This is a genomic window from Bordetella ansorpii, assembly GCF_900078315.1.
In the GTDB taxonomy this organism is placed as follows: domain Bacteria; phylum Pseudomonadota; class Gammaproteobacteria; order Burkholderiales; family Burkholderiaceae_B; genus Bordetella; species Bordetella ansorpii.
The window spans coordinates 1-19,625 of record NZ_FKBS01000017.1 but is presented as its reverse complement, the minus strand read 5'-3'; the positions used below and the strand labels follow the sequence as shown (position 1 = coordinate 19,625).

The 19,625-nt window shown below is 61.1% G+C and carries 17 protein-coding genes; 12 read left to right on the top strand and 5 right to left on the bottom strand.

Annotated features, from left to right (window positions below; genetic code table 11):
- Window positions 1–12: 12 nt before the first annotated feature.
- Genes A7W11_RS15090 through A7W11_RS15075 form a run of 4 tightly spaced genes read left to right on the top strand, consistent with a single transcriptional unit; the run spans window position 13 to window position 3,363 of the window.
- The gene (locus A7W11_RS15090) at window positions 13–744 is read left to right on the top strand and encodes a hypothetical protein (RefSeq protein WP_066414450.1); all 732 of its coding nucleotides are present in this window, start codon (window positions 13–15) and stop codon (window positions 742–744) included.
- Window positions 741–1,253 carry a hypothetical protein gene (locus A7W11_RS15085; RefSeq protein ID WP_156523109.1) on the top strand — a complete coding sequence of 171 codons (513 nt, stop codon included), beginning with the start codon at window positions 741–743 and terminating at the stop codon, window positions 1,251–1,253. Before A7W11_RS15090 ends, A7W11_RS15085 begins: the two co-directional genes overlap by 4 nt.
- 39 nt (window positions 1,254–1,292) lie before the next feature.
- The gene (locus A7W11_RS15080; RefSeq protein ID WP_066414441.1) at window positions 1,293–2,462 is read left to right on the top strand and encodes a VWA domain-containing protein; all 1,170 of its coding nucleotides are present in this window, start codon (window positions 1,293–1,295) and stop codon (window positions 2,460–2,462) included.
- Window positions 2,463–2,514: 52 nt separating this feature from the next.
- Window positions 2,515–3,363, top strand: a complete 849-nt coding sequence (locus A7W11_RS15075; RefSeq protein WP_066414432.1) for an EcsC family protein — start codon at window positions 2,515–2,517, stop codon at window positions 3,361–3,363.
- A 334-nt stretch (window positions 3,364–3,697) separates the two neighbouring features.
- On the opposite strand, the gene A7W11_RS15070 is transcribed toward A7W11_RS15075, so the two are convergent.
- The 5 genes from A7W11_RS15070 to A7W11_RS15050 form a co-directional block, all read right to left on the bottom strand.
- On the bottom strand, window positions 3,698–3,892 hold the full coding sequence (locus A7W11_RS15070; protein WP_066414423.1) for a YjfB family protein: 195 nt from the start codon (window positions 3,890–3,892) through the stop codon (window positions 3,698–3,700).
- Window positions 3,893–4,105: 213 nt separating this feature from the next.
- A complete protein-coding gene (locus tag A7W11_RS27500) occupies window positions 4,106–4,801 on the bottom strand; it encodes a class I SAM-dependent methyltransferase (RefSeq protein WP_082887265.1) in 696 nt (231 codons plus the stop codon).
- Window positions 4,802–4,819: 18 nt separating this feature from the next.
- Window positions 4,820–10,057 (bottom strand): O-linked N-acetylglucosamine transferase family protein, encoded by a 5,238-nt coding sequence (locus tag A7W11_RS15060; RefSeq protein WP_082887264.1) that lies wholly within the window; start codon window positions 10,055–10,057, stop codon window positions 4,820–4,822.
- Window positions 10,058–10,320: 263 nt separating this feature from the next.
- A complete protein-coding gene (locus tag A7W11_RS15055; RefSeq protein WP_066414408.1) occupies window positions 10,321–11,187 on the bottom strand; it encodes a flagellin N-terminal helical domain-containing protein in 867 nt (288 codons plus the stop codon).
- A 180-nt stretch (window positions 11,188–11,367) separates the two neighbouring features.
- On the bottom strand, window positions 11,368–12,108 hold the full coding sequence (locus A7W11_RS15050) for an RNA polymerase sigma factor FliA (protein WP_066414406.1): 741 nt from the start codon (window positions 12,106–12,108) through the stop codon (window positions 11,368–11,370).
- A 400-nt stretch (window positions 12,109–12,508) separates the two neighbouring features.
- Between A7W11_RS15050 and flhD the strand changes: the two genes are divergently transcribed.
- From flhD to A7W11_RS15010, 8 genes are all read left to right on the top strand, one after another.
- Window positions 12,509–12,832, top strand: coding sequence for a flagellar transcriptional regulator FlhD (gene flhD, locus A7W11_RS15045; protein ID WP_066414404.1), 324 nt, complete (start codon window positions 12,509–12,511; stop codon window positions 12,830–12,832).
- Between the two features lie 12 nt (window positions 12,833–12,844).
- Entirely contained in the window at window positions 12,845–13,420 is a 576-nt protein-coding gene (flhC, locus tag A7W11_RS15040; protein ID WP_066414401.1) for a flagellar transcriptional regulator FlhC, read from the top strand.
- A gap of 126 nt (window positions 13,421–13,546) precedes the next feature.
- Window positions 13,547–14,419 (top strand): flagellar motor stator protein MotA, encoded by an 873-nt coding sequence (gene motA / locus A7W11_RS15035; RefSeq protein WP_066414391.1) that lies wholly within the window; start codon window positions 13,547–13,549, stop codon window positions 14,417–14,419.
- Window positions 14,420–14,444: 25 nt separating this feature from the next.
- Entirely contained in the window at window positions 14,445–15,389 is a 945-nt protein-coding gene (gene motB / locus A7W11_RS15030) for a flagellar motor protein MotB (RefSeq protein ID WP_066414381.1), read from the top strand.
- Window positions 15,390–15,397: 8 nt separating this feature from the next.
- The gene (locus A7W11_RS15025; protein WP_066414378.1) at window positions 15,398–15,778 is read left to right on the top strand and encodes a response regulator; all 381 of its coding nucleotides are present in this window, start codon (window positions 15,398–15,400) and stop codon (window positions 15,776–15,778) included.
- Window positions 15,779–15,806: 28 nt separating this feature from the next.
- On the top strand, window positions 15,807–17,915 hold the full coding sequence (gene cheA / locus A7W11_RS15020) for a chemotaxis protein CheA (RefSeq protein WP_066414371.1): 2,109 nt from the start codon (window positions 15,807–15,809) through the stop codon (window positions 17,913–17,915).
- A 12-nt stretch (window positions 17,916–17,927) separates the two neighbouring features.
- Window positions 17,928–18,428 (top strand): chemotaxis protein CheW, encoded by a 501-nt coding sequence (gene cheW / locus A7W11_RS15015; RefSeq protein ID WP_066414362.1) that lies wholly within the window; start codon window positions 17,928–17,930, stop codon window positions 18,426–18,428.
- An 81-nt stretch (window positions 18,429–18,509) separates the two neighbouring features.
- Window positions 18,510–19,625 (top strand): Tar ligand binding domain-containing protein (locus A7W11_RS15010; RefSeq protein WP_175582040.1); only part of this gene is annotated, 1,116 nt, incomplete at its 3' end.

Genomic DNA, 19,625 nt, shown 5'->3' with positions numbered 1-19,625 from the left:
GGGAGAGTAAGCATGTGGGAGTTCAAGAAAAATTTGCGTCGCGTGTCTTTGGCGTTGGCCGTTGCCATGGCATTGAATGGCTGCGCTAGTACGGGCAGCAGCTTGTTGGGCGGCGAAAGCCAGCTCGACCCGCGCCTGACCCAGGGCAATGACGCCCAGTTCTTCAGCCGCTCGGGCTTCGAGGCCTGCGGCGCCGCGGCCGTGGTGGGCGTCGCGGCCTGCATGCTGGCCGGCACCGCCGAGAAGCGCGCCACGTGCGCCATCGCGGCGGGCATCGCGGCTTGCGGCATCGCCATGGGGACGAACTACTACCTGGACCAACGCCGCGCCCAATACAAGACCTCGAACGAACTGCTGGGCGCTATGACCAATGACGTTCAGCAGGACACGCAGAAGCTCCAGCAACGTTCGGCCACGCTGCAGGACGTGATCGGCACGCAGCAGCAGAAGCTGGTGGAACTCAACGTGGATATCGCGCAGGGCCGCATCGACCAGGCGGCTGCGAAGAAACGGCTGGCTGGCATAGACGAGAATATCGCGTACATCAAGAAGGAACAGGACAAGATCGACAGCAAAATCTCGTCCTACCGCGAGGCGGCGGCCTCCACCAGCGGCGGCAAGGCCGATGTGGCCAGGCTGAATGCACAGATCGAAACCTTGCAGGGCGAAGCTGCCAAATTGCGCGCCGCGATGGGTGGCCTGACCGCTCAGCGCGACTCCTTGAGCTGGGGGAAGCCGGCATGAGGCTGCGCGTTCTGCTTCCTCTCGCGTTGCTGGGGCTTGGCGGGTGCGCGGCATTGCCCCCAGGCGCCTGCGATCCCTCCAACCGCGATGTCAGCCTGATCCACAAGATGCAGTGCGACGGGTCGGGCGGTTACCGGCAGACCGTGGACCAGAGCGAGAATGGCCTGATCGCCGCTCGCGAGGAGAATGCGCTGTTCCGGCAGTCGCTCGAGGCCCTGGAAGCGCAGCGCGCATCGCTCGGGCAATCGGTGCAGGCGCAACAGAAGGCGCGTGATGCCGTCGTGGCAACCACGCGCAAGCTGCTGGACCAGGTCAAGGCCAAGGGCGTGACGAACGACCGGATGAAGGTCCGGCTGTCGATGGCGGAGAAAGATCTGACTGCGCTGCAGGCGCAGCCGCCCAAGGCGAACGCCAGCAGCGCCGAGATCGCGGACAGGCAGCGCAAGGTCCAAGACCTCGAGCAGACCGTCAAGAGTCTGCGCGAGCATGTGCTCGCGGTGCCCGACTGACACCGGCCCAGACGCCTGTCGCTATAACGAGACCTCGCCTTGCAACGTTTTCTGCGTGATCCCGGCCATACCCTGTCGGCGGACCATTTCTCCCGGACCTGCGATGAACGGGTCGCCGTTCTGCAGACGCATTTTCCTCCCAGCGTGGCGGCAGTGTATGCCTTGCCACGGTTGGGCCAGGACGGGGTGCTGGAGTGGTGGACGACTCAGCAGGGACAGGTGCGTCCCTACTCGGCGCTGTCCGAACCGCAGCAGCTGGCGCTGTTGCAGCAGTACGACCAGCATCAGGCTCGGCTGGCCAACCTGGCCGAGGCCTTGGCCAGCCGAGGGCTGGCGCGGCCCGGCGAGCTGGTGCACAGGCTGCGTGCCAAAGCGGAACCCGCCAATCTTTACAGCGTCGAGGGCCAGTTGCTGGTAACGCGCTGGGTGGACATCCCGCCACCTGCGCCCGAGTCGGTTCCCCCACCCGTGCCGCTTGCGCCCGCGGCGCGACGGCTTCGTTGGTGGCCCATCGGGTTGGGCCTTTTGCTGCTGATCGCGTTGCTGGCCGGGCTGCTTTGGTTTCTGGCACCGTGGCGCACGGTGTCCGCGCCGCTGCCGATCGCTGCGCCCGAGCCGATGCCCGAGCAGGATCCTGCTGCCCAGCAATGGCCGGCCGAGTTGACTTTTCTATTGGATACGTCCCAGCGCATGGAAGAGCGGCCGTTCGGTTCGGGGGGATCCAGGCGTTCCGCGTCGGCGCGCAGGGAAATCGAGAAGCTCGTCAAGAGCTTGCCAGAGAAGACAGAGATGCGGCTGGTGCATTCCGTCGGCGGGCAATGTACCGCGCCCAGGCAATGGGGGCCGTATCCGGCGAAACAGCGTACCGAATTGTTGAGTCAGCTCGGGCAGGCGCAGAGCGCGGGCAAGGCCTCCCTGGCCGCCGGGCTGCGCGTGGCCGCCAGTGGCCTGAACGGCAAGGACCGGGATGCGTTGATCTTTGTCTTCTCCAGCGGTGCGGATGCGTGCGGCGAGGATATTTGCGCGGTCGCGCGCAAGATCCATAAAGAACAGCCGAGGTTGAAGATCAACCTGATTGACCTGAGCGGTAAGGAAAGCGCAGATGACTGCCTGGTGTCGCTAACCGGCGGCAACGGGTACACCCTGGTGGATGGAAACAAAGGCAGTGTCGACCTGGCCGTCGAGGTGTCCAAGATGCTGGAGAAGTGACGAATCTGAGTTACCGTAGCCGATTGACGACCGTTGTCGCAGTGGAGTGACCATGCAGAACGAAACCCAAGTCTCGGCGATTTCACCCGGCACGTCCGACTATCGCGATCTGGAGAGGGCCGTTTCACTGTTGGTGTCCCCGACGCTGACGGCAAGAATCACCTCTATGGTCGGCAAGCCGCTGGAAAGACTGCTCGAATACGTGCCGGCCGGCTTGGAGAAGAACCTGAACAGGCTGGTGGAGGGCGCGCTGAGCAAGGCCGCGGACGCGGCCTTGTGGAGCCTGGACAACAAGCCCCGCGCGGCGTCGCCCTGGCTGAACAAGGCCTATGCCGCGGCGTCCGGCGGGGTGGGAGGATTCTTCGGGTTCACGGGGCTGGCGGTGGAATTGCCGGTTTCCACGACCATCCTGATGCGGGCGGTGGCCGACGTCGCCAGAAGCGAAGGATTCGACTTGAGCGAGCTGGACACTAAGCGGGCCTGCATCGAGGTCTTCGCGCTGGGCGGCGAAACCGAGCAGGACGACCAGGCAGAGACGACCTATTACGCCATGCGATTGTTCACCACGGAATCCGTGGGTTTCATTGCCAAGGAACTGGCTGCGATGGCGTCGAAAGAGGCCACGGGCAAGATGACCTCATCACAGGCGGGCGCGTGGCTGGCCCTCGTCATCAAGAAGGTCGCATCCCGGTTCGGTATCGCCATCACGGAAAAGGCTGCGGCCCAGGCCGTCCCGCTGATCGGCGCGGCGGGTGGCGCAGCGATCAACGTCATGTTCACCGGCTTCTACCAGGACATGGCGCGCGGGCACTTCATCGTGAAGCGGCTGGAGAAGCAGTACGGGTTCGAGGTGGTGAAGCAGGAGTTCGAGAACATCCGCAAGCGATTGTCGGCGCAGTGAGTCCGGCTTTATGTCTGGCTGCGGTCCGATGAGAAGGACCGTTTGATCTTGAAGAAGCGCTCGCCGTTCTTGTCCAAACGGGATAGCGGTGGCAGCGAGCAGGCTGGCGGGCTTCGGCAGAAGCATGATCCATGCCTTTCTGCCGCTCAGTTTGGCGGGTTCGACAACGCTGGAAAGATGGCGGCCTGCCATCAATCAACTGGAGCAGTCGCTGAAGATCTCAGCGGGACAGCCCGCCGTCCGGGAGTCCGATACCACGGGATCACCTGGCCAGGCAGCGCCGTCGTCCGGCGCTGCTGCATTTCAATGGCGGCAGGCGGGAACGCCGCGGCGTTCAGGCGTGGGTATCGATGTTGCCGCCCAGCGCGGCGTCAACCGCCTTGGGCGCCACCGATTGCATCAGCGTGGCAATGGTGTCGGCCTGCGAGTTCAGAACCTTCTTCAGCAGCAAGGCTTGCACTTCGTCATGGGCCTGCGTATTGCGCATGGCCAGGGTGCTGTAGACCGCGTTGTTGACGTCGATATCCATGCTTGGCTCTCCGGTAAGGGTGCGAGGATTGTATACGGATCAGGGCGGGGCAGTGCGACACCTTCGTTACCGCCTGGTCTTGCATTGAAAGGCGAGGGGCCATGCAGCGAAGGCCGCGCCCGCCCTCGGTAGTCCGGCGCACTGGCGCGACGTCCAGCTTGGTGAGCCGGGCTGGCCTGCTGCGCCAGTGCAGCTAGCTTCCGATGGAAGCATCTAAGGCTTTATGAACTTGAAACACAGGTGGCCCGCATACTGGGTTTTCGCTTGATTAATCTCCTGATGGGATTTCTCCCGCATCTGGGATGCGATGAATGAGTTAAGAGGAGATTCGGCAGCGATCCAAGTGTCGAATATGGCGGCATTCTGCTTCATATGAAACTTGAAGAAATGTCGGGCTATCAATGTCAGGCCATCTACGCCTGGACGGAATTCCTTGGGATGTAGCCCTGCATTCAGCGCCATCGTCGCAAATCCGTAAAAAGTAAAGTTGCTGATGCTGAATGAGTGAAACGGCTCAAGTTGAGAGACCGAGCCGGCAAATACCCCGCCGGGGCGTAAAATCCTTCGTATCTCCCTGAGCAGCGGCTCCGGATGGCGCACATGCTCGAAAACCTGCCGGGAAAAAACGAAATCCACTGACGCGTCCGACAGCGGGATATTAATCCCATCAAAGCTTCGAAAATCCAGGTCGTGTATGCGTCTAGCACGAACTTCGGGGCTGTCCTCGATGTCAATTCCGATCCAGTTCAGACCCGGTATCGCGTCTTTCGCAATTGCATGCGAACTCCCACCTCCGGCTCCCAGATCTACGAAATCGGTACGAGAAGAGCTGGGCGAATAAGTGCGTATGTAATAGTAGGCGTCAATTTGACTGGAGTGATCAGCAGGAAAGAACTCAATTAAGTTCATGGCGATGCCTAATGTGGCTTATCGAGAAAAACTCGTAAATTGTCCGATCTTCTCGAAGATGTAGAAGTCAGCGAACGACTCGTTTTCCGGATCATTCCTCAAAGGATAGCGGTTGGGGATGTGCCGAATCAGTTTGAAATCGTTGGAATAATACTTATTTATCCAATCCACGAACTTCCTATGCCGGACGTGTACGCTGCGCGTGCTGCTCTCGTGATTAGATGAGTAAACGATGGCATATCTCTGCGCGGCACCCAGCAAGCGATGCATGTAGGCATCGAAAACGTGGTCCTCAATCAGATGAAAGATCACATCAAGCGAGAGCGCCAGTTCGGCCTGCTCGCCCGCGTAATCGGCCACAGTCTTGAACGCTTTGCTCTGATCTTGGGAGAATAAGGAGCGACAACGTTGCACGCTTTCCTGGGTGATGTCGAGCCCTAAATACTTGGGATAATCGGCAAGCTGCAACTGTGCGCCATCTCCGCAGCCGAATTCAATGACCGATGCAACGTCGAATTCTTTGACAAGAGCGTTCAGGACTTCTGCCTTGAATTGTGCTAAACGCCCGTAGGAACCTGAGCCGGAGTTCCCGCCCAGTCGATAGCGATTAGACCAGTACGCAGCGCTGTCAAAAGTGCTATTTGCTAAGGGGGGCCGAGAAGATCGAGGTTCTGCAGGAAGGCAGTCGAAAACCCCGTAGCGATCAATGATGCATTGAATCCATTTATCGTTTTGGTTGCGACCTAGGTTTTTATGCCAAAGGCTTTCCTGTTGGGTTCCCGTCCAAGCATTGATCTTGAAAGGCTCGCCAACGGTTTTGAACTTTGCTCCATTGCGGCGGCACATTGCGTATAACCAAACGTCGTCGGCATCAGGGCAGAGAAGCTGAAATGTATCTTCATCGAAAACGTCCTGGTGAAATACCCCAGGAGGATACAAAACGCCGCCCACGCCAGTGGGAAAAATCCGCTCTGAAGGGGTGTTCATTACGGCGGCCGCCGGCTCCCATTGAGCATAGGGAAGGGGTGTGCCGTTGGCCGGATCTGTCACGATTGTGTGAGCTCGCCAAGCCACTACGGTGCGGTAGTCATTAGGCCACGCTTGAACAAGTTTCTCCAGCCAATCTCGCGGATAGGCCACATCGTCATCTGCCGTGACAATGAAGGCCGCCCCTTCTTCCCGAAGTGTTGGAATGATCTTTTTGTAAGAACGAATATCTCTGCAATACTTTATTTCTACGCCGCTGTGTCCGTACAGCCTCACCCGGTCAGGAAGTGCGGCCTGATCTTCATACGAAATCCACAAGATGATGCGGTCTGGTTTTACGGACTGGTTCGTCAAGCATTCCAAGGTTTCGTGCAGCGTGCTGAATCGCTTTTGATAGGACGTGAGGCTGACCACCAGTCGTTGAGGAAGCGTGTGGCGAACCGCCGGCATTTCCGGGGTGATTGCTTGCCGCGAGACTTCAAGGGACTTGACGTGACCCAAAGCATCAAGCAAATGCCAAGAGGCATTCTGCTTGGCGAATTTCTCAGTCGCATGAGCTTCGCCTCTCAGATAGTCGTGGCGTAGGATCGAACTTGGCGTGTAGAGCTGGCGCTGGAGTAAGAATCCGTGCTGGTTCAATCTATGAGATACGTCGAAGCCGCCGTGGCCGAAAAGGATATAGTCCCCCCAGCCGCCTACGGCTACGAAAGCGTCTCTTGCAAACGAAACGTTGCCCTCAAGAACGGGGGGCGCAGCGCATATCTCGTCTCCAAGATGGTAGTGCGGGGGGGCTTCTCCATCTTTCGATCTGGGGCGATACACGCCTCGCAAAGATATGGGGCGATGGGTGGAATGAGTGCGCAGGTGTGCATCGACGAAGTCCGGTTCCGGCAGTCCATCATCGTCCACAAACAGCAGGATCTTTGCGCTGGAAAAGACGGCGCCGATGTTACGGGCCAAGTACGCACCAGAGTTTCCTTTGAGGTCAATCCAGACGTCGACAGTGGCAGAGATCGCTGAGAAATCCGACCTGGGAGCCCCGTTGTTGACAAATACGATTTCCAAGTCGCTGCATTGTTCTCGAAGCAACGCTAAGTTTTCAATAATCTCAGGCTTGAATCGATTGGCAATGAGAATCGCACTTATCGGGGCGGATGGTCGGGCCGATGCACGTTCGATTTTCTTTAGCCAGTAAGCGTACAGCGCCCCCTTGTTTTCCCAGCCCATTTCTTTAAGGCGTTCCCGCATTTCCGAGGTCGCCTCGGTAGTGTCTGGTGGGGTAACTGCCTTGGCGTGCTGGGCATTTAGCGCATGAACCAACGTAAAGTGCGCCGTATTGTTTGCGCCATCTTCGAGCAAAACAGCTTCACATTGTGCTATTAAGTCTGCGAGCCGTTCCGGTCGCCACTGAGGAAAGCTACGTATTACGCGTACGATTGTCTCAGCTTCTTCTTTGCTCGCCACATTGCGCAACGCAACGTGGACGGTATCAGCTACTGCTTCGAACTCGACAGCAACCTGCGCTGCTTCGCTCAGCCATCCGGCGGATTTCAAGAACCGCAACGCCACCTTTTCGCAATCAAGACCAAGCACTAGGTGGGCTAGATCCGTTGCGCCATATAAATAGTGCAGTAAGAATGCGAGCTTCTGGCGTTGATTCCGATCCATCGCTCGTAGGCGCGCATCGGTCGGAACGAAGACCGCATTGGCATTGAGCAGTTGCGAACCCGGAAATTGGGTGTGCAACGCGAGTGGCGCGGGAAGATAATTGTGCTGCGCGGCGTCATTCAGGCGAAGCAGCCGTAGGCCGTGCTGGGCGAGCTCTTGAGTTAATTGACCGAGGTCAGGCTGGTCATGGTAGATGGCCGAAAACAGCACGCGTACCTGGACGATCAGCGTTCTCGGCAAGTGGCCGCGGGCGCCCTGCAAGATGTGCAGGTTGTTATGCCTGTCGTCCAGTGCCAGCAGATCCACTTGGCCCACGCCTTCAATGTCGTCAAGGCGTGTCGTTGGCAAGGGCAGGCGCGTCAGTACCTCGCCCCCTCTTCGCAAAGATATCAACTGTTCTTGTGCCCGTAAAGGTTCCAGCGTGCTGTTCAGCTTGGCATCCAGGCACACGCGCAATTGCGTGGGGTTGCCGTCGCCTAGAGCCACGTTGCTTTGGTAGTGTCGTAATGTGCCGCTGGCAAGCAGCGCGTCGTGATTTTCAATAGCCTTAGCAGGATCAATGGCGATGACGTTCAGCGCCTGTCGCAGGTGGGGTGACTTGAGTTTGTCGTCGCCAGCCAAGGCGGCACCGTGATCTATCGCGACGATCCTACCTTTGAAAGAGAATTCGAAGGTGTCCGACTCTATTTCGGGGTGCCTGACGATGGTTGGTTCCGATTCGTCCTCGAACCACGGGAGGCCGTCCGCAGTAAACGCCATGGCGGCACGGGGTTTGTCTTCGCAGTAACGTTGCCAGACCGCGCGCAAGGCATCCGCGAGGTGGCGGCCGAACTTTGGCGCGTCGCAGACCGGTGACTCTATCAGGATACGCCTCAGATGGGTCCGTATCGTGCTCAGGGTATTCAGGTTTGCTGCTAGCCCTGCTGCGCGTTCACGATACTGTTCCCAGCTTTCTACTATGAGTTCTGGCATGCCTGCGTTTGCCAGGTGGGTAGCAGAGTGCCTGCCAGCAAACGTGGGGCCGGGCAAAGTGACGGCGGGTACGCCCATCAGCATGCCTTCGCAGGTAGTCAGGCCACCGGAGTATGGCCAGGGATCCAGCGCGATATCTATTTCGTTATAACGATTCAATAACTCGTAGTGGTTGGAGCGGCCTTCCAGCCGGATCCTATCGGAGTTGATACCGTAACCGCTCATCAAAGCGAGAATTTTTTTCTGCGTTTCGGGGTTGCGCAGGGGAGGACTCTTCAGAAATAGGTGCGACCCGGGCACGTCGTGCATCAGTTGAGCCCACTGCGCCAACACAACTTCGTTGAGTTTGACGGAGTTGTTGAAGCAACCGAAGGTCACGTAACCATTCTTCAATGCGGGCAGCTCGCCCACATCCGGAGCGTTGGACGGCGGCATGTAGCAGATGTAGTCATCCGGCATGCGAATAAGCTTTTCCGTGTACATCGAATCGCTGCCCGGTGGAGATTCGACGCTGTCGGTAATCAGATAGTCGAAAGCTTTGACGCCCGTCGTGTTGATCAGTCCGCCAACCCATTTGATGATGATCGGGGCGGGCTCCAGCGCTACGGTGAGCATACGGCTGCCGGAGTGATGTCCAGCGAGATCGATCAGGATGTCGATGCCATCCTCCCGCAGCAAATCGGCAAACTCGTCTTCGGCCAGGCGGCTAATAGACGTCCATTTGCGGGCGAGTGCTTTCATGCGTTCCGTGATCGCATCCACAGTGGAATTGGTCGTGTACGCATAAACCTCAATCCCGTAAGTGCTCAACTGTTCAAATGCCGCCACGGTCATCGATCCAACGGGATGCAGGCAAAAACCTTCAGAGAAGATGCCCACCCGAAGAGTACGTTGCGGTGATTGGTCTGCCGGGCAGGGGCGTGTCGGTGTCCGGTTGGGTGTGAAGAGAGAACCTAGGACTTTGCAGGTATGGTGGATGTCTGCCGCGCTCTTTTCGGGCATGTAGTGCACGAGCGTCAGCAGGTTTGACAGCGCAACCGTACGCTGTATGGGCGACTCCGCTGCCTTGCGATAGCAGGCTTCTGCCTTCTTGAAATTTCCCAACTCGCGGTAGTAGTTGCCCAAGTCTACGTAGTACATGAGCGCGTTAGCAGGGTCAGCTTTTTGCAGGGCTTCACATTGCTTGACGGCTTCGGTCAAATGTCCGAGCTTAGCCAGTAACTTGAACTTGAGGGCGAGGGCGGACGTCCGATCAGGTTGCTTCGCCAGCACCGCCTCCAAGTGAACCAGTGCCTCTTCAGGATTGTCTTTGTCGGCCAAGGCGGCGGCGAGCCCTTGCATTGCCTCAACATGATCGGGGTGAATGGCCAGCACTTCCCTGAATAGTCGTTGCGCCGTGATGACGGAACCAGCCTTGAACTCGATCTGAGCAAGCAGCAGCCTGGCCTCAGCGTCGTTAAACGCGAGGCTGTTTGCCTGCTGGGCTGCAGCACGTGCTGCAGACAGTTCATCTACTCCGAGCAAGTGCCTACCCAGCGCTTTCCAGGCATTGCAATCCTGTGGCGATTGTTCGGTACGGGTCTGCAATTGTTGCAGTATTTGGGCGGAGGAGGAGCTGGTTTTTGCCATGGGTTGAGCCGAAGCCGAAAGGGCAGTGGTGATGGATAAACTGGCGGGTGCTCAGTATACGAATAAGCAGCGACTGGCAATCCTTGGGTAAGCCTATGAAAGCTGATGCTTTTCGCTGCGTTTTGTGGTGCGTATGGCTACGGCTGCGCTGAGTGAGTCTGTGGGGCGAGCGCAAAGAAAAACCGCCCAGTGCAACAAGCAGGTGGGCGGTTTTCGTGTCGTCAGCGCCCCGAGGAGACGCTGAGACCTGAGCTATGCGTGGATTAACGCAGCAGCGACAGAACGGTCTGGGGAACCTGGTTGGCCTGGGCCAGAACCGAGGTGCCGGCCTGTTGCAGGATCTGGTTCTTGGTCATGTTCGACACTTCGGTCGCGTAGTCCGAATCTTCGATACGCGAACGGGCAGCCGTCAGGTTGGTGACGGTGTTGTTCAGGTTGGCGATGGTCGATTCGAAGCGGTTCTGGATCGCGCCCAGGTCGCTACGCTGCGTGTCGACGGCCTTCAGGGCGGCGTCGATGCTGGACAGAACGTCGGTTGCCAGGACGTCGAAGCCCTTCACTTGAACAGCGCGAGTACCGCCACCAGGCACGGTCGCAATGCCGGAAGCAGCGGCGGTGAGCTTGTTCCAGCCGGTCTGAGCGGCGACCTTGATGTCGATCGTTTCGCCGTCGTTGGCGCCGACCTGGATCTTGATGGTCTTTTCAGCGTCGTTGTCCAGAACCTTGATGCCGTTGAACTGGGTCTGTTCGGCAACGCGGTTGATTTCTTCCAGGCGCTGGTTGACTTCCGACTGGATCGAGTCGATGTCGCTGGCGCTGTTGGTGCCGTTCTGGGCTTGAACCGACAGTTCGCGGATGCGCTGCAGGTTGTTGTTGATTTCGTTCAGCGCGCCTTCGGCCGTTTGAGCCAGCGAGATGCCGTCGTTGGCGTTACGGGCGGCTTGGGTCAGACCCTTGACGTTGGCGGTGAAGCGGTTGGCGATGGCTTGGCCAGCGGCGTCGTCCTTGGCGCTGTTGATGCGCAGGCCCGACGACAGGCGTTCGATAGCCGAGCCCAGAGCGGACTGCGACTTGTTCAGGTTGTTTTGAGCAACCAGCGACAGGTAATTGGTATTGATAACAGCAGCCATGAATAGCTCCCAAGAGAGAAAGGCTTCTTCAAACCGGGCAGCTCGGGCCGCCCTGCGAAACGGATCTTTGTTGACCCGCTGCCTGGGTTACGGCGCGTTGATCGCAAGCTTTAGGGCATGTGCTCACGGAATTCAGGATTTTTCATGGGGAGTTTGTAACTGCCGCCCGGATGCCCCGGATCAGACCACCTGAGCCAGATGTACGTCGGACGGCAGGTGCTGCCAGGCCTGAGCCTTCAGATAGGCGCGGATGCGCGCCGTGGCCTGCGACCGCAACTGGCAAACGCGCGCCTCGGTGACATTGAGCACCGCTCCGATCTCTTTCAGGTTCAGCCCCTGTTCATAGCACAGCGACATCAGCAGCTTCTCGCGTTCGGGCAGGGCGTCGATGGCCTGGATGAGCGCGCGGCGCAGGTCGCCAGCCAGCAGGCTGTCCAGCGGGGTGGCCTGGTCGCTGGCGGGGGCGTCGTGCCATTGGCCGTCGCCTTCGCCCTCACGGCCGAAATCTTCATAGTGCAGGATCTGGATGCCCTGGGCATCGGCCAGCATGTCGCGGTATTCGGTAAGCGGCACGCCCAGTTCGGCGGCGACTTCGGTCTCGCTGGGCGGGCGCATCAGGATCTGCTCCTGCCGCTGGATGGCGGTCTCGATGCGGCGGCTCTTGCTGCGCACGCTGCGGGGCAGCCAATCCTGGCTGCGCAGTTCGTCCAGCATGGCGCCGCGAATGCGGGCCGTGGCGTACGTCTCGAACTGCGCATCGGGATTTTCCTGGTACCGGCGGACGGCGTCCAGCAGCCCGATCATGCCGGCCTGGACCAGGTCGTCGAGCTGCACGCTGGCCGGCAGGCGCGCAAGCAGCTGCAGGGCCAGCTTGCGGACCAATGGAGCGTATTGAACCAGGCTGTCTTCGGCGTTAAGCATTCGGTGTCTGTCTGCGGATGCTCGTGGTGCGCGGCGCATGGCGTTGCACACGAACTACAGGCCGTGTCGCTGCACAGCCGGTCGCGTGGTTGTCTCTTTCGACCAGATTGTCGGAGAAATGCGACGATTCATTCGGACAAGGACGCAACTTTTTGAGCACTTGTTTACGGCTTTGCCGATGTTGTGGCGTAATGCATGTAACGTTAGTGTTTCGATGTTCACACGTCGGCCTGTTTATCTCAAACTTTTGACATGACTGTCATAAAAACTGACGAATCGCGTGGTAAATTGAATCCAATTTGCGATGAAATGACACATTTCGCATAGATTAGGACGGGGCCCGCATCAGTCAGCGGGGGCGGGGCCCAAGTCAGCCACACCGATGGTCTCGGAGAGTTAAGTGAAAACAGCCGATAGTTCGTTGCTTGCCGATATACGGGAAGTCAATCTGTCATATCTTTTGCTGGCCCAGCGCATGTTGCGTGATGACCACGCCGCCTCGATGTTCCGCCTGGGCTTCAGCGCCGAGGTCGCCGACATCCTGCTGCGCCTGTCGCCGGCCCAGTTGGTCAAGCTGGCCAGTTCCAGTTCCGTGCTTTGCCGTTTCCGTTTCGACGACTACAGCCTGCTGTCGGCGTTGACGCAGGACGTGCTGGGTGGCGCGTTGCAGCAGGCGCACGCCAGCATCCTGCTGGCCAAGCAGCCTGTCGAAGAACTGGCCTGACGGCCGCCTGCCATGCCAATCAAGAGTGTTTCGCAGGAAGCGGACGAAATTCTGCTGGCCAGCGCAATGATTACGCTGGGGGCCCGCCTGCAGGTCCTGGAGGCCGAAACGAGCCTCAGCCATGATCGCCTGGCCAGGCTTTACCGTGAAATCCGCGGTTGTTCGCCTCCCAAGGGCATGCTGCCCTTTTCGGTCGACTGGTTCATGACCTGGCTGCCGAACATCCATTCCTCGTTGTTCTACAACGTCTTTTCTTTCCTCAATACGCGTACCTCCAGCAAGGGCATCCGGGCCGTCATCGACGCCTATCGCCTGTACCTCGAGCACGCCCGGGTCGATGGCGCGCCGGTCGACGAGCCAGTGCTCAGCTTCACCCGCGCCTGGATGCTGGTGCGCTTCTTCGATAGCGGCATGTTGCAATTGTCGGCCTGCAGGCAGTGCGGCGGACATTTCATCGCCCATGCCCACGACCCGCAGTCCGATTTCGTTTGCGCGATCTGCCGTCCGCCTCCTCGCGCAGGCAAGACCCGTGCCGCCAAGGCGCGTGGCGCCGCCGTCAAGGCCAGCCTGGATACGGCACGCTCCTGAATTCCTTAAGGGTGCGCAAACACGCCAAGAAGCCCGAAAAACCCCCCGTAACCCTCGCTTTTGCCGAGGGCGGGGCGGGCGATCATTACGGCGGGATTGTTCGGACTACATTGGCAGGGGCCTAATGTGTTGATTGTTATCGGTTATTTGGTGGTCATCGGCTCCGTGGTCGGCAGCTTCGTGGCCATGGGTGGCCACCTCGGCGCGCTGTACCAGCCGTTCGAGGTCGTGCTGATCGCGGGCGCGGCGCTCGGCGCTTTCGTGGCCGGCAACAGCAAGAAGTCGCTGGTGCTGGTCAAGGAATCGCTGCCCAAGGCCCTGAAGGGGTCGCCGTACAGCAAGCAGGTGTACATGGAGCTCATGGCGCTGCTGTACGTGTTGCTGAACAAGGCGCGGCGCGAAGGCCTGATGGCGATCGAATCGCACATCGAGGACCCGGCCTCCAGCCCGATCTTCAGCGAGTATCCCGGCATCGCGCGCGACGAGAAGTTGATGGAATTCATCACCGACTATCTGCGCATCATGATAAGCGGCAACATGAGCTCGTTCGAGATCGAAACGCTGATGGACGAGGAAATCGATACCTACCGCCACGAGCAGGAAGTGCCGATACATGCGTTGCGCGCCGTGGCCGACGGCCTGCCGGCATTCGGTATCGTGGCCGCGGTGCTGGGCGTGATCAAGGCGCTGGCCGCCGTCGACCAGCCTCCCGCCATCCTGGGCGACCTGATCTCCAAGGCGATGGTCGGTACGTTCCTGGGCATTCTGCTTTCGTATGGCTTCGTCGGTCCGCTGGCCTCGCAGATCGAGCGCCGCACCGCCGAGTCCATCAAGGTGCTGGAGTGCATCAAGGTCACGCTGCTGGCCAGCATGAATGGTTATCCGCCGCAATTGGCCGTCGAATTCGGCCGCAAGGTGCTGTTCTCCGCCGTGCGTCCCACGTTCAGCGAACTCGAAGAGCACGTGCGCCAGGCCAAGGCCGCTCCGGGCCGTGCCTGATCAGCCTGAATAAAGACACGCCGCCATGAGCACCGTCAATAATCACCGCGTCGTCATCCGGCGCAAGAAATCGCACGGGGAAGCGCATCACGGCGGCAGCTGGAAGATCGCCTACGCCGACTTCATCACCGCGCTGATGGCTTTCTTCCTGGTCATGTGGCTGATCAGCATCGTGCCGCGCGAAGAGTTGAAGGGCATCGCCGACTACTTCAGGATGCCCCTGAGCGTGGCGATCGCCGGTGGCCCGAAGAATTCGGCCGAGCGCAGCGCGATTCCGGGCGGTGGCCCCGACACCCTGCGCGACGAGGGCGAGATCCGCCGCGCGCAAGGCACGCGCACGCAGGCACAGGTCATCAACGCCGATGCCGAGCGCCGCGACCGGCATCGCCTGGAGCGTCTGCGCCAGCGGCTGGAGAACGTCATCGAAAGCAGCCCGGTGCTGCAGAAGTTCCGTCCGCAGCTACTGATCGACATCACGACCGAAGGGCTGCGCGTGCAGATCGTCGACAGCCAGAACCGGCCCATGTTCGCCACCGGCAGCGCCGAGGTCAAGCCGTACATGCGTGACATCCTGCGCGAGCTGGGGCCCGTGCTGAACGAACTGCCCAACAAGGTCAGCATCGCGGGCCATACCGACGCCACGCAGTACGCCCGCGGCGAGCGCGCCTACAGCAACTGGGAGCTCTCCGCCGACCGCGCCAATGCGTCGCGCCAGGAACTGGTGGCGGGCGGCATGAACGAAGGCAAGGTCATTCGCATACAGGGGCTGGCTTCCAGCATGAGCCTGGTTAAGGATGACCCCTACGCTGCCGTTAACCGCCGCATCAGCTTGGTGGTACTGAACGAGGCCACCCAGCGCCGCCTCGAGTCCGAGAATGCGGCCGCCGCCGACGTCACTGCCGGTAGCGCTCAGCAGGTCGGGCAGGCGCTGACTCCGCAATCCGGCGCGGACACGCCGGCGAAGCAATAGGAAGAACAATGACATCCACGATTCTGGTGGCCGACGATTCGACGACCATGCGCATGATCGTCAAGACGGTGCTGTCGCAGGCCGGGTGGCAGGTGCTGGCGGCCAAAGACGGCCAGGAAGCCCTGGCGCTGGCGCAGACCAGCCAGGTGGACTTGGTGGTCAGCGACTGGAACATGCCTGTCATGGGCGGCCTGGGCCTGATCCGGGGCCTGCGCGAGCAGCCTCAGTATCAACATACTCCGGTGCTCGTGCTGACCACCGAAGAAGACGACATCAGCAAGTCCGCCGCCCGCGAATTGGGCGTCAGCGGATGGCTGAACAAGCCGCTCGACCCGCAGGTGCTGGTCGAGTTGGCCGCGGAACTGCTGGGCGAGACGCCGCAGGATTGATCAGGTTCACATAAGGTAAACACCTGTCATGAGTTCTGGCCTGGACCTCAGTCAGTTCTACGAAACCTTCTTCGATGAAGCGGACGAACTGCTGGCCCAAATGGAGCAACTGCTGCTCGAGCTGGACGTGCAAGCGCCCGACATCGAACAGCTGAATGCGATTTTTCGTGCCGCCCACTCCATCAAGGGTGGCGCGGCGACCTTCGGCTGCTTTCAGAAGCTGGCCGGAACCACCCACCTGCTCGAAAACCTGCTGGATGCCATCCGGCGGGGTGAGATGGCGCTGCGCGTCGACATGGTAGATACTTTCCTGGAGACGAAGGACGTGCTGAAGAGCCAGTTGGACGCCTACCGGTCGTCCGAGGAACCCGACGAGGCCGTATTCGAGCGTATCTGCGCCGTGTTGCGGCAACTGGCCCTTGAAGACGGTCACGCCGCCGCGCCGGCGCAACCGGCGGCGGCTCCCGCCGCGGTCGTGCCGCCCGCTCCCGCACCCGTGGCCGCGCCGGCTCCCGAGCCAGTTGCGGCCGAACCCGTGCAGCAGTCCGCCGGCGATCTGCCCACCAGGGTGCGCATCAGCAAGGTGTCCGACAAGGATGCCGCCTCGCTGCTCGAGGAGATGGGCAACCTGGGCAACGTGCTGGCCAGCGACCACAGCGGCGGCGCGCTGACCGTGTGGGTGCAGACGACCTGCTCGGCGGCCGACATCGAAGCCGTCTGCTGCTTCATCATCGATTCCGATCAGCTCGAAGTCTCGCACGAGGCCGCGCCGGCGCAAGCCGCCCCGGCCGCGGCCGACGCCGGTGTGCTCGAGCAATTCGAGCAGGCCGCTGCCAGCTTCGCGCCCGCCGCGCCCGTTGCCCCTGCTGCCGAGGCGGCCGCGCCCGCCGCCGCGGCGCCGGCGCGTGCCGCGCGCGCCCCGGCCGCACAGCACGCCGACAAGGAATCCACCTCCATCCGCGTGGGGGTCGAGAAGGTCGACCAGATCATCAACCTGGTGGGCGAACTGGTCATCACGCAGGCCATGCTGGCGCAGCAGGCCTCGTCGCTGGATCCGGTGCTGCACGACCGGCTGCTCAACGGCATGGAACAGCTCGAGCGCAACGCGCGCGACCTGCAGGAATCCGTGATGTCCATCCGCATGATGCCGATGGATTATGTTTTCAGCCGCTTCCCCCGCCTGGTGCGCGACATCGCCGGCAAGATGGGCAAGCAGATCGAGCTGCAGACCTACGGCCGCGCCACCGAACTGGACAAGAGCCTGATCGAACGCATCATCGATCCGCTGACCCATCTGGTGCGTAACAGCCTGGACCACGGCATCGAAACGCCCGAGAAGCGCGTCGCCGCCGGCAAGGAGCCCACGGGCCAACTGGTGCTGTCGGCCCAGCACAACGGCGGCAACATCGTCATCGAGGTCAGCGACGACGGTGGCGGCCTGAACCGCGAGCGCATCCTGAAGAAGGCGCTGTCGCAGGGCATGGCCGTGAACGAGAACATGCCCGACGATGAAGTCTGGCAACTGATCTTCGCGCCGGGTTTCTCCACCGCCGAGCAGATTACCGACATTTCCGGCCGAGGCGTGGGCATGGACGTCGTGCGCCGCAACATCCAGGACATGGGCGGCCACGTGCAGTTGTCCAGCGAGACGGGCAAGGGCACCACCACGCGCATCGTGCTGCCGCTGACGCTGGCCATCCTCGACGGCATGTCGGTGCGGGTGGGCGAAGAGACCTTCATCCTGCCGCTGAACCACGTGACCGAATCGCTGCAGCCGACGGAAGACCAACTGTACACGGTGGCGGGCAACGAGCGCGTGATGCACGTGCGCGGCGAGTACCTGCCGCTGGTCGAGATGCACCGCGTGTTCTCCGTGGGCGCCGCACAGGCCGATCCCACCCAGGCCATCGCCGTCATCATGACCGCCGAGGATCGCCGCTTCGCGCTGCTGGTGGACCATCTGGTCGGCCAGCACCAGGTCGTGGTGAAGAACCTCGAAGCCAATTACCGCAAGGTGCCGGGCATCTCGGCGGCCACTATTCTTGGCGACGGCAGCGTGGCGCTGATCGTCGATGTATTCGCACTGGCGCGGGCCAATCGCGAGAAATGGGCCCAGCCCGAAGCCATCCTGAACTGAGGGAGCAAGACCATGGCAGCCAAACCGCAAACCCAGGCGACGCGCGTCGAAGATCAGGGTAGCGAATTCCTGGTGTTCACGCTGGGCGAAGAAGAGTACGGGATCGACATCCTGAAGGTGCAGGAAATCCGCGGCTACGATGCGAACGCGGTCACGCGCATCGCCAACGTGCCGCCCTTCATCAAGGGGGTGACGAACCTGCGCGGCATCATCGTTCCGATCGTCGACCTGCGCATCAAGTTCAACCTGGGTCGCGTCGAATACAACGAGCAGACCGTCGTCATCATCCTGAACCTCGATCGCCGCGTGGTCGGCATCGTGGTCGATGGCGTGTCGGACGTGCTGATGCTGAATGCCGGCCAGATCCGTCCGGCGCCCGAGTTCGGCGCCACGCTGTCGACCGAGTACCTGACCGGCCTGGGTACGGTGGACGAGCGCATGCTGATTCTCGTCGACATCGAACGTCTGATGACCAGCGACGAAATGGCGTTGGTCGAGAAAGTGGCTTCCTGAGCCCATCAGCGCAGGGACGGGGCGGCTTGAACCCCGCGCCCGGCGCATGGCAGCAACCGCGGTCCGGGATTGATAAACATCATGCGCAATATCTTGGCAAACCTGTCCATCCGCAGCAGCCTGTTGGGCGTGCTGGGCTTTTTCTCCTTTCTGCTGGTCATCGGCGCGGTGCTGGGGGTCTTCTCCCTGCACCTGGGCAATGAGACCACGGCATCGCTCAAGCGTACCGAGGACATCGACGGCGCCATGGGCCGCGTGGTCGACAGTACCAAAGAGGCCGTGATCGCCCTGAGCCGTGGCGCCGTCGCCCAGTACGGCTTGACGGTGCAGGCGCTGGAAACCGCCCAGGCGGCCCAGGTCGCACAGACCAAGACGGCCATCGACGCGGCCAACGCGGCCACGGCGGCGTTTGCCGCCCAGGTGGCCATTCCCGCCGTCGACGGGGCGGCCCCGCCGGCCGCGCCCGCGCCGGTGGCCGTTCCCGCGGCCATCGCCCCGTCGCTGCCGTCGGGCGGCGCTGGCCCGGCCGCCGCCATGGCGCAGCGCGCCCAGGACGGACTCAAGCGTGCGCAGGCCGAGTTCGAGCGTTATCAGGCTTTGCCCAAGACCGAGGCCGCCGAGGCGGTCCTGAATGAATTCGAGCAGTCCTATCGCGCCTTGACGCAAAGCATCGCTCCCATGGCGGCGCTGCTCCAGAAGGGCGATCTGGCCGGCTACAGCAAGCAGGTGGAAGGCGCGATCGATGCGCCGCAGGCGCGGTTCCAGCGCTCGATCGATGCTTTCGATACCTGGCGGTCCGCGCAGTTGGACGAGGCCTACGGCATGGCCGAGACCCGCTACCAATACATCCTGGGCGCCGTCGCGCTGGGCGCCTTCGTGGCAGCGGTGCTGGTCTTCATGACCTACCTTTTCCTGCGCGGCCGCGTGTTGCGTCCGCTGAAGGAAGCCGGCATCCAGTTCGACCGCATTGCCGCGGGCGATCTGGCCACGCGGGTCGAGATGCGCAGCAACAACGAAATCGGCCAGTTGTTTGCCGCGCTCAAGCGCATGCAGGAAAGCCTGACGCGCACGGTGGGCATCGTGCGCCGCGGCGTGGACGAGATCAACGTGGGTTCGCAGGAAATCTCGGCGGGCAATACCGACCTGTCCAGCCGCACCGAGCAGCAGGCCGCTTCGCTGGAGCAGACCGCCGCCTCG